A 9,424-nucleotide genomic window follows, 5' to 3' on the forward strand; every position below is an offset into this window, starting at 1 on the left:
TGTCGGCGCCTGGTCAAGGATTACGAGCGTTATGCCAGCACGCTGGCAGGACTTCATATGGTCGCCTTCGTCTGTCTCATGCTGAAACAGGCCGAACGACTGATGACAGGTGCATAACACGCTCTAGAGGCTAAAGAATTTCCATCGGCTGCAGGCCTGGGCCAACATCTACCGGCATCGCGCCTGCATCATAAGGCAGCCGCGTCACCCGCTCAGCGAATCCACGGTCGTATAGATCCCGTACGTCGCGACAGCCAGCTTCGTACATCGACTGAAAGGGATCCCCTACCGGCCGCGGGAACCATTGCGGCATCTGCTGGAGCATTGCCGCGATATCAAATCCATCATTTGGAGTATTATTAGCCAGCTTTGGCTCCGGCGTTGGTTGAACCTTTGCTTTGCGACAACCGGGCGCGCCGACCTTACGGGCGACCGGGCCCAGCGCCTGCGACCAGCCGACCCGTTTCATCCCGGAGACCACACCTGGGTTTCGCCAGGGGAACGCAATCAAGTCGCCCAACATAATAGCATCGCGACCGCCACGATTCAGCGAATGCACTACGATGGCTTCGTGATCATAACCCTTCATCTGGTAGTGAAAACCGATCCAGTGCCGAAAGCGACTGTGCTTATTGTGTCCACCGACATGAACTGCACGGGGATCCGCAGTATCCACACGATTGCGAACCCACTTCCGCTGCGCCCATTCCCGGAACGTCGGGCCGTAGTTCGGCTGATCTGGCCTGTCGAGCGGCACATGGACCTGCATGTGTGTGTGCAACGCGCCGTCCTGACCCGCTTCGTGGACATAGAAATAGGCCGGCGTCAGATCACGTTCAGCCAGCCAATCGTCCAAACATTTCTGGAACGACCGAAACAATTTCCTTGCTTCCGCCTGGTTCGAGCAACCGAGCAGGCCCCAATGCAGCGTTACGGACGTGTCACACAGGAGACCAAAGCGTTCGGCAAAGTCAGCCGCCGCGTACTGTGATGCGAATTCATCGATTGTGATCACGCTCGGCCGCGGTCCGGTCGGATCCCACAGGAACGGTTTGACTGCTCGCCCGGGCAACTTCCTCACGAAACATTCTGGCCGCCGTCTCTGCTCTGCCTGCAATTCATACGCGTCCGCAGCATCCCGCTCTGCCGGGTCGTGCCCATGAACAGCGACCAGCAACTGCCCTCTCTCGCCGATACCGCTAAAGCTGTAGTTGTGGTTTGTAGACGGTCCACCGGCGTCCCAAATGGCGGCTTCATGAGCCTCGGCATCTAAGTAGTTTCTTGGATTCACGTGCCTGTTCGCCCGCCGCACGACTACGCCTCCGTTGTTCCTCGAATTACTACTCTCAGGATAGGGCCTTGCTTGAGCAAAACAAAGCCCAGGCGTCCATCAAGGCGCGTCGCTTTTCCAGCGCATCCCCACGCCGGTACGCGCGCTCCACCGCATCGCCCACGAGATGAGCTAGCGCTGCCTCCGCGATCTCGCGGGGGTAATCAGTCTCCTCGCCAGCCCAGTCCCGGAAAGCGGAACGAAACCCATGTGGGGTCTCGGTCAACTTGGCTCGGCGCATCACCATCTCCAAGGCCATCACCGAGAGCCCCTTACCCAGGCGCTGGCCAGGAAAGACATGCGGGTTGTCGGCGAGACGACGGACTTGCGCCTCATTCAAGATCTCCACCGCTCGGCCAACCAACGGGACCCGGTGTTCACGACCCGCTTTCATCCGCTTGGCCGGCACAGTCCAGACGCCCGCATTGAGATCGATTTCCGACCACAGCGCCCCAAGGGTCTCGCCCGAGCGGGCGGCGGTCAGGATCGTGAACTCGAGCGCGCGGATGCTTACACCCGTGGCTGTCTGCAGACGCTGCATAAAGGCGGGGACGTCTTTATAAGCCATCGCCTTATGGTGCCCCCGCGAAAGCTTCTGCCGCTTTGGCAGGAGGAGATCGAGGTGACCGCGCCAGCGCGCCGGATTTTCGCCCGTACGCATTCCTTGTGCCTTCGCTGCGTCGAGCACGCGTTCGATGCGGCCCCGCACACGTGAGGCAGTCTCCTGCTTCTCAGCCCAGATTGGACGAAGGACACGCATCACATCTTCTGTACTGATAGCGTCGACCGGCAAGGAGTGCAGGGCCCCTGCATACTCGCGCAGCGTGTTTTGCCATTGTGCTGCATGTTTCTCGTTACGCCATTGCACCTGCATCGTGACGATGAATTCGTCGGCGACCGTCCCGAAGGTTTTGACTGTCCGAGTTCTCCTACGGACTTCAAGGGGGTCCTGGTCCTGTGAGACTAATTCCCGAGCTTGGGCCGCTGCCTCGCGGGCTCGAGCCAACGGGACGTCCCTCGGAATGCCAAGGCCCATCTCCCGCAGGCGCCCGTGCCAGCGGTAAAGGAACACCCAGCGTCGACGCCCGTCGGCCGAGATCGAGAGATAGAGCCCACCCCCGTCGGCGTGTCGACCCGCCGTTTCGAGGGTTACTACCTTACGGGCATTCAAGCGGTTGAGAAGGCGGGCCACGAACGCTCCGTCGAATTACCCGGCCCTAATACGGGCCCCAACTCGAGCGACGGACCGTAGCGGACCTCGGCGAACGTCGCCAGATCAAAAATTAGGTAAACCGCATTCAAAACAATAGCATGAGTAACGCTTACGGACTGGGGCGGACGTCTGCGGACCTTGGTATGAAGGACATCCGCTTCCGCCAAGCCCCCGCCCCCCTTGCAGCCAGAACCGACTTCGCCGCGCCGGCGCCCGCATTCCTGTCCGCAGGTGGGCACGGTCTCGACGGCGGCTCCGAGGGGCCTGATCGGCGCCTCTCCAACCCAAACCCTACGGCGCATCCGGCGGCCCCGCCCGTAGCCTGGCTCCCGGACGCACCCGACCCCGGCCGTGTCGCCCAGCGTCGCGGGCTGTTTGAAACCGGACCGGCTTGCGCGCCTCGCTCTAGGATGGTCCGATCCGGGTGAGGCACTCGCAGAAGTTCGCCTAAAAAAATCCGGAGGAGACCCGCCATGCTGTCACGCCGGCAAACCCTCGCCTTGGCCCTCGCCAACGGCCTCGCCCTGACCGACACGGCGGCCCGGGCCGCGGGACAGGCCGCCGCGCCGACCGTCAGGAGCCCGGTCTCGTTCGAGGTTCCGCCGGGGGCGTGCGACTGCCACGTCCACGTCATCCCCGATCCGGCCCGGTTCCCGTTCTGGGCGGGGCGCGGCTACACCCCGCCGGTCGATCCGCCCGAGAGCCTGCTCGCCCTCCAGCACGCGCTCAAGCTCGACCGCGTGGTGATCGTGACGCCCAGCGTCTACGGCACCGACAACGCGGCCACCCTCGACGGCCTGCGCCTGCTCGGCCCCCAGCGCGCCCGCGGCGTTGCGGTGATCGGGCCCGGGACCGGCCCGGCCGAGCTCGATGCCCTGGCCCAGGCCGGCATCCGCGGCATTCGGGTCAACCTGGAGCAGGCCGGCGTGTTCGATCCGGCGGCCTCGGCCAAGGCGCTGGAGAGCGCCGTCCAGCTGATCGGGCAGCGGCCCTGGCACCTCCAGGTCTATGCCCGCCTGTCGGTGATCGGCCCGCTGAAGCCGCAGCTGGCCGCCCTGCCGGTGCCGGTGGTGTTCGACCACTTCGCCGGCGCGCAGGCGGCCCTCGGCCCCGACCAGCCGGGCTTCGGCGACGTGCTCGACCTCGTGCGCGGCGGCCAGGCCTGGGTGAAGCTGTCGGGCGCCTACCGCGCCTCGACCCGGGCGCCCGACTATCCCGACGTGGCCCCGCTGGCCCGGGCCCTCGTGGCGGCGAACCCGGAGCGGCTGGTCTGGGGCAGCGACTGGCCGCATCCGGACAGCACGCCCAAGCCCGGCCGCAAGCCCACGGACCTCGCGCCCGCGCAGGACATCGATGACGGCCGCCTACTCGACCTGCTCGCCACCTGGGTGCCCGACCGCGCCACCCGTGACAGGATCCTTGTCGAGAATCCCAAGCGGTTATACGACTTCTGAGAGAAACGTGCGGTGACAGATACACCCGGACCGAGCACCCGGTCCCGGGCGCCCGCCTGGCCGTGCGCCCTGGAGGAGACCGTGATGCAGGGTCTGGACCATCGTCCCGAACGCCGGTGGCCGGCATTCGGGACAGATCCCCGTGGACGCAGGGACCGCCGGTTCGGGCCGGGATCCGCCGTCCGGGGCGAGGCCGGAGCACGGATCGGCCGACCGGCCGCGGCCGGCCAGATCTTCGATCACGCCTCCGGCCGCGCGCGGGGCCTGCTCGGCCTGCTGACGGCCCTGGCCGTCCTGGGCGCCGCCGCCATCGCGGCGCGGGGGCCCGGCACGGCCGTCGATCCCGATCTCGTACGGGTGCTCCGCTTCATGGCGCTGATGAAGGGCGGCTTCGCGTTGGCGGCCTTCGCGGGCTGCTTCTGGCGCCTCGCCCGGCCCGCCGGCCCGTGGCGCACGCCGATCTACGTCGTCGGTCCGCCGCTCATGGCGGCGGGCGCGATCGGGCTCTGGTCTGGCCAGGCGCTCCCGCTCGCGGCGGCTTGCCTGCATCTCGGGCTGCTGGCGGTGCTGGCCGCCGCGCTGACCGATCCCGCGTTCCTGCCCGACCTGTCGCGCCTCGGACGGGGCCGCCGATGACGGCGCCGGAGCGGAACGGCGGATCGCCCGGCCCGTTTCCCCGGGACCCGATCGACGCGCCGGGTGCTGCCGCGTCGGTCCGCGCCGTCCCGCATGCCATGATCGACAAGGTCCTCTCCCTTCTCCCGCCCGGCGCGCAGGCGGCCCTGCGCAGGCTCGCCGCGCGCTGGCCGTCGCGCCCCGCCCGCGCGGAGCCGGTGGTCCGGCTCGATCACGATCCGCGGCCCGGCCCGATGACGCCGCTGCTCCCGCCGGCCGCGCTCAACGACAACCCGCTGCAGGGCGTCCACGAGGCGGTGGAGCAGGACCTGCGCGCCAGCGGCCATCTGCGCTGAGACCGTCTTCGGGTCTGAACGTCACCAACTTGACCATTTGCACGGCTGGTTGCGATCCAAGGCGGCCCTTCAAACGGCCAAGCAGGTTGAATTCAGACCCTCGCGGCGCTGCGCGCCTCAGCGCTTGGGGGCGCCCGCCGGGGCGGGCCGCGCGGCCGCCCCGGCCTCCATCCAGTGGCAGGCCGTGGTCGTCGGCAGGCCGGCGCATTCGTAGCTCCGGTCGCCCAGCGTCACCCGGTCGACCAGGCCGGTGATCTCGCTGCGGGTCACCAGGGTGCAGCCGAGATGGTCCGCCTTGGGATCGGCCAGCACGGCCGCCGCCGCGGCGGCGCCGTCGTGCAGCAGCATCCGGTAATTGGCCAGGGACGGGCAGCCGATCACCTGCCCGAGGGCCTTCCGGTCCGGGCCGGCGGCCTTGTCGGGGCCGGAGCGGGCCGGCGCCTTGGCGGCCGGCTGCCCCAGCGCCGGCACGGCGCAGAGCCCGAGCGTGAGGGCGGCGACGCGGAGGAGCATGCGTGTCATGTCCCGCCCCTAGCATGGGCGCGGGGTGGTGTCGTACCCGCCGCATCGCCGCGTCCGGGTCCCCCCAGGGGCGCCCCGAGCGGCCGGATCCTGAACCGCTGATGGAGCCGTCCCGGGGGCATACCGGCCCACGGTTGTTCCGCGACGTGGGACGGACATTCGGGCTTGACCGGGCGGCTGCCATCTGCGAGCGCCGCGGGCGGGACATCGAGAGGAGAGGTCATGGCGACGGCGATCGATAGCGATCAGAAGCTCCATCTGGTCTTCGGTGGTGAGTTGCAGGACCTCGACGGCGTCCGGTTCCGGGACATCAAGGGCCTCGACATCGTCGGCATCTTCCCGGACTACGCCACCGCCCAGGCCGCCTGGCGGGCCAAGGCGCAGGCCACCGTCGACAGCGCGCAGACGCGCTACTTCGTGGTCCACCTGCACCGGCTGCTGGAGCCGCCGGTCGCCTGAGCCGGACTCCGGCACCGGCCGGTCCGGGCGCGCGCCTGTGCGGCGCGCCCGTGAAGGCATTGTGACACCTTCGGCCCGCTGCTAAGAGCCTCGCCCGTCATCAGATCCATCCGGCCCGGTGCGGGCCGGTATTCGGAGCGCGGCGCGAAGCTCGGCCGCGAGTGGGCGGACGTCATGAAATCCTCGATCAAGATCATCGCCGGCAACGCGAGCCGGCCCTTGGCCGAGGCGATCGCCGCCTATCTCGAATTGCCGCTGGCCAAGTGCATGGTCAGGCGCTTCGCCGACATGGAGATCTTCGTCGAGCTCCAGGAGAACGTGCGCGGCGAGGACGTGTTCATCGTCCAGTCGACCTCGTTCCCGGCCAACGACCACCTGATGGAGCTGCTGATCATGATCGACGCCGCGCGTCGATCCTCGGCCCGGCGCATCACGGCGGTGATCCCGTATTTCGGCTACGCCCGGCAGGACCGGCGCACCTCGGGCCGGACCCCGATCTCGGCCAAGCTGGTGGCGAACCTGATCACCGAGGCCGGGGCCGACCGCGTCCTGACCCTCGACCTCCATGCCGGCCAGATCCAGGGCTTCTTCGACATCCCCACCGACAACCTGTTCGCCGCCCCCGTGATGGTGCGCGACATCAAGGAGCGGCTGCCGAGTGCCGACCGCATGGTGGTCTCGCCGGATGTCGGCGGCGTCGTGCGCGCCCGGGCCATCGCCAAGCGGATCGACTGCCCGCTCGCCATCGTCGACAAGCGCCGGGAGCGCCCGGGCGAATCCGAGGTGATGAACATCATCGGCGAGGTCGAGGGCCGATCCTGCATCCTGGTCGACGACATCGTCGATTCCGGCGGCACCCTGGTCAACGCCGCCGAGGCCCTGCTCAAGGCCGGCGCCAAGGACGTGTCGGCCTACATCACGCACGGCGTGCTCTCCGGCGGCGCGGTCTCGCGCATCGCCGCCTCGCGGATGAAGGAATTGGTGATCACCGATTCGATCCAGCCGACGCAGGCCGTCAAGCTCGCCCGCAACATCCGGGTGGCGACCATCGCGCCCCTGCTCGGCGAGGCGATCGGCCGGACCGCCACCGAGGCCAGCGTCTCGAGCCTGTTCGACTGACCGCGCGGTTTCTTCGCGGGGACGGGCGGCACTCCTTCGACGCGCTGGAGAGCCGGCGCAGCATTCGTCGCAGTTCCGGCGCGGGATTTCGGCGCTACCTCCCGTCTGCGGACGCATCGCGATCCGGGAGGGCGGGCCCTGGGCCGGACGACACTCATCGGCATCCACGGGCTCGCCAACAAGCCGCCCCGGGATGAGAAGGCCGCCTGGTGGCGTGCGGCGATCCTGGAAGGCCTCGCCCGCAATCGCGGCGCCGCGCCGCCGGAGGTGCCGTTCACCTTCGTGTACTGGGCGGACCTGCGCTACCCGGAGCCCCTGGCGGGCGGGCGCAACCGCGAGCCCTACGATGCCGATTCCGGCACCGGCCCGTTCCCGTCCCCGGCGGACGCCCCCGAGCAGGCCGAGCCGACCCTCACGGACCGGATCTACCGTGGCCTCTCCTACCTGGAGGAGGCCACCGGGTTCACGCCGGTCGACGACCTGATCCTCGAATACCGCCTCGACGACCTCTGGGGCTATCACGCGGACGCGGCGTTCCGGGCCGCCGCCCGCGCGCGCCTGCGCGAGGCCCTGACCGAGGCGGCCGACCGCGACGTGCTGATCGCCGCGCACTCGATGGGCGGGCTGATCGCCTACGACGTGCTCCGGGCCGCCGAGCGGGACGGGACTCCCCTGCCCCGCTGCACCCTGGTCACCCTCGGCTCGCCCCTGGGGCTCGCCGAATTGAAGCTGAAGCTCGCGGGCGAGCACGGCGACCTGCGCGTGCCGGCGGCGGTCACGGCCTGGACCAACCTGATGGACCGCCAGGATATCGCCACGGTGGGCGACGACCTCGCCGAGACCTACCCGCCGAACGCCGCCGGGGTCCGGGTGCGGGACCTGCCGGTGATCAACGCCTACCGCAGGCCGGACGGCACCGAGAACCGACACAAATCCTACGGCTACCTGCGCACCCCGGAATTCTCGGACGCCGTGGCGGCGTTCCTGGCCGCCACGGCCTGAGACAGGGCGGGGGCCGCCGTCACAACCGGCCCGGCACGGCCTCGCGCAGCACCCGCTCGGCGGCGGCGTCCTCGATCTTGTTGATCAGCCGGCTCGCCTCGTGCTCGTCGCGCAGGGTCTTGGCCAGGGTGAAGGTCGTGCCGGTGAGGAAGAGCGCCGCCATGGCGAGGTAGCCTTTGATCCAGATATCGGCGGGCAGGAAGAAGATCCCGATCGCCAGCATGGCGGCGGCGGCGGTGAAGCTCACCAGGGTGAAGGTCTTCCAGGCGGCGGTGTGGGGCATCTGCGGCATCATCGGTCGTGCTCCTGTGGCTCGGGTGATCGCTTGGGTAGTTGCTCGGGTGGCGAACGGAACGACGGGTCAGGCCTGGGCCCGGAGGCGGTCGAGCACCGTCCGCGGGTCGGTGCGGGGGCGGCCGTAGCCGGCGGCGTCGAGGACGGCCTCGATCCCGGACGCCGCCTCGGCCTCCAGGGCCGCCAGGGCCTCGGCGGCATCCGCTTCGGCAGCCTGGGCCTCGCGCAGGCGCGCCAGCGTCCGCTCGGCCTCCCCGAGGGCGCCCGCCGACGGGGCCGTGACCCGGCGCCCCTGGATCCCCGCCCGCCGCAGCGCCTCGGTGGTCCGGGCGGTCTGAAGGCCGCGGTCGAGGTCCCGCAGGCGCTCGCCGCCCTGCCCGACCAGGCGCTTCAGCCGCTCGATCTCGGCGGCGAAGCGGGCCGCGGCGGCTTGCCGGTCGGAGCGCTCGTCCTCCAGGGCGGCGATGTGGATTGCCGCCTCGCTGCCGAGATCCTCGCGTCCGTCGGCGAGCGCCCGGCGCGCCCCGTCCGACAGGGTCTCGATCCGGGCGTCGATCCCGTCCAGCGCGCGGGCCTCGGCGGCGTGGTAGGCCATGGCGACGGCGAGCTCGCGCCGGGCCGTCGCCAGGGCTCCGGCCGCCTCCCGGATCTGCTGGCGCAGGATCGTCACCGCGTTGGCGTCGTGGATCGCCTGGGCGTTGTCGGCGATCACGCCGCGCATCAGGAGGGAGAGGGTCCTCATCACGGTTCACCTCGGGGAGCGGCGCACCGGACCCGGTCCGGAATTTGTTGAACGCCGTTCATAAAAGACATAAGCACGGCCGGACGGACTCGGCAAGGCATTAAATGAACGACGTTCAGAAAAAACTGCGGGGCCGCCCGCGCAAGGGTCAGACCGACCGCCAGGCGGATCGTCAGACCCTGCTCGCGGCCGCTGTGCCTGGCCGACGCCTACCTGGCGTTCGCCGCCGAGCACCATCCCGCCTGGGTGGCGATCTTCGAGCGGCGCACGGTGGCGGCGCCCGCCTCGGTCCAAGCCGACATCGCGGCCCTGTTCGGG

At 69.3% G+C, this 9,424-nt stretch carries 11 protein-coding genes and 1 pseudogene; 7 read left to right on the plus strand and 5 right to left on the minus strand.

Features of this window, described 5'->3' with window-relative positions:
- A pseudogene (locus FV233_RS26255) lies at positions 1–117 on the plus strand (IS5/IS1182 family transposase); the annotation flags it as partial.
- Between the two features lie 13 nt (positions 118–130).
- Here FV233_RS26255 and FV233_RS26260 read toward each other — a convergent pair.
- Positions 131–1,291, minus strand: coding sequence for a hypothetical protein (locus FV233_RS26260; RefSeq protein WP_147899262.1), 1,161 nt, complete (start codon positions 1,289–1,291; stop codon positions 131–133).
- Positions 1,292–1,346: 55 nt separating this feature from the next.
- Positions 1,347–2,522: a site-specific integrase gene (locus FV233_RS26265; protein WP_147899263.1), complete on the minus strand. Its 1,176-nt coding sequence runs from the start codon at positions 2,520–2,522 to the stop codon at positions 1,347–1,349.
- 494 nt (positions 2,523–3,016) lie between these two features.
- Here FV233_RS26265 and FV233_RS26270 point away from each other — a divergent pair, with 494 nt between their 5' ends.
- Genes FV233_RS26270 through FV233_RS26280 form a run of 3 tightly spaced genes read left to right on the plus strand, consistent with a single transcriptional unit; the run spans position 3,017 to position 4,968 of the window.
- On the plus strand, positions 3,017–3,997 hold the full coding sequence (locus FV233_RS26270; RefSeq protein WP_147855301.1) for an amidohydrolase family protein: 981 nt from the start codon (positions 3,017–3,019) through the stop codon (positions 3,995–3,997).
- 12 nt (positions 3,998–4,009) lie between these two features.
- Entirely contained in the window at positions 4,010–4,633 is a 624-nt protein-coding gene (locus FV233_RS26275; protein WP_246690090.1) for a hypothetical protein, read from the plus strand.
- On the plus strand, positions 4,630–4,968 hold the full coding sequence (locus tag FV233_RS26280) for a hypothetical protein (protein ID WP_246690091.1): 339 nt from the start codon (positions 4,630–4,632) through the stop codon (positions 4,966–4,968). The genes FV233_RS26275 and FV233_RS26280 overlap by 4 nt, the downstream gene beginning before the upstream one ends.
- Positions 4,969–5,085: 117 nt before the next feature.
- On the opposite strand, the gene FV233_RS26285 is transcribed toward FV233_RS26280, so the two are convergent.
- Positions 5,086–5,481: a hypothetical protein gene (locus FV233_RS26285; RefSeq protein ID WP_246690092.1), complete on the minus strand. Its 396-nt coding sequence runs from the start codon at positions 5,479–5,481 to the stop codon at positions 5,086–5,088.
- Positions 5,482–5,712: 231 nt separating this feature from the next.
- On the opposite strand from FV233_RS26285, the gene FV233_RS26290 reads away from it, so the two are divergent.
- The 3 genes from FV233_RS26290 (at position 5,713) to FV233_RS26300 (ending at position 8,070) form a co-directional block, all read left to right on the plus strand.
- The gene (locus FV233_RS26290) at positions 5,713–5,949 is read left to right on the plus strand and encodes a DUF4170 domain-containing protein (RefSeq protein ID WP_147857022.1); all 237 of its coding nucleotides are present in this window, start codon (positions 5,713–5,715) and stop codon (positions 5,947–5,949) included.
- A gap of 174 nt (positions 5,950–6,123) precedes the next feature.
- Positions 6,124–7,068 (plus strand): ribose-phosphate pyrophosphokinase, encoded by a 945-nt coding sequence (locus tag FV233_RS26295; protein ID WP_147857021.1) that lies wholly within the window; start codon positions 6,124–6,126, stop codon positions 7,066–7,068.
- 105 nt (positions 7,069–7,173) lie between these two features.
- The gene (locus FV233_RS26300; RefSeq protein WP_187277895.1) at positions 7,174–8,070 is read left to right on the plus strand and encodes a hypothetical protein; all 897 of its coding nucleotides are present in this window, start codon (positions 7,174–7,176) and stop codon (positions 8,068–8,070) included.
- A gap of 19 nt (positions 8,071–8,089) precedes the next feature.
- Here FV233_RS26300 and FV233_RS26305 read toward each other — a convergent pair whose 3' ends face one another.
- Both FV233_RS26305 and FV233_RS26310 read right to left on the minus strand, forming a co-directional pair.
- Positions 8,090–8,365 carry a YiaA/YiaB family inner membrane protein gene (locus FV233_RS26305; protein WP_007563059.1) on the minus strand — a complete coding sequence of 92 codons (276 nt, stop codon included), beginning with the start codon at positions 8,363–8,365 and terminating at the stop codon, positions 8,090–8,092.
- Between the two features lie 66 nt (positions 8,366–8,431).
- Positions 8,432–9,106: a PspA/IM30 family protein gene (locus tag FV233_RS26310; protein ID WP_147899265.1), complete on the minus strand. Its 675-nt coding sequence runs from the start codon at positions 9,104–9,106 to the stop codon at positions 8,432–8,434.
- Between the last annotated feature and the right edge of the window lie 318 nt (positions 9,107–9,424).

The organism is Methylobacterium sp. WL7 (genome assembly GCF_008040085.1).
Taxonomy (GTDB): Bacteria; Pseudomonadota; Alphaproteobacteria; order Rhizobiales; family Beijerinckiaceae; genus Methylobacterium; species Methylobacterium mesophilicum.

Coding starts and splice junctions, on each gene's coding strand:
- FV233_RS26270 (WP_147855301.1), top strand. CDS start 3,017: ATGCTGTCACGCCGGCAAACCCTCGCCTTGGCCCTCGCCAACGGCCTC.
- FV233_RS26280 (WP_246690091.1), top strand. CDS start 4,630: ATGACGGCGCCGGAGCGGAACGGCGGATCGCCCGGCCCGTTTCCCCGG.
- FV233_RS26285 (WP_246690092.1), bottom strand. CDS start 5,481: ATGCTCCTCCGCGTCGCCGCCCTCACGCTCGGGCTCTGCGCCGTGCCG.
- FV233_RS26290 (WP_147857022.1), top strand. CDS start 5,713: ATGGCGACGGCGATCGATAGCGATCAGAAGCTCCATCTGGTCTTCGGT.
- FV233_RS26295 (WP_147857021.1), top strand. CDS start 6,124: ATGAAATCCTCGATCAAGATCATCGCCGGCAACGCGAGCCGGCCCTTG.
- FV233_RS26305 (WP_007563059.1), bottom strand. CDS start 8,365: ATGATGCCGCAGATGCCCCACACCGCCGCCTGGAAGACCTTCACCCTG.
- FV233_RS26310 (WP_147899265.1), bottom strand. CDS start 9,106: ATGAGGACCCTCTCCCTCCTGATGCGCGGCGTGATCGCCGACAACGCC.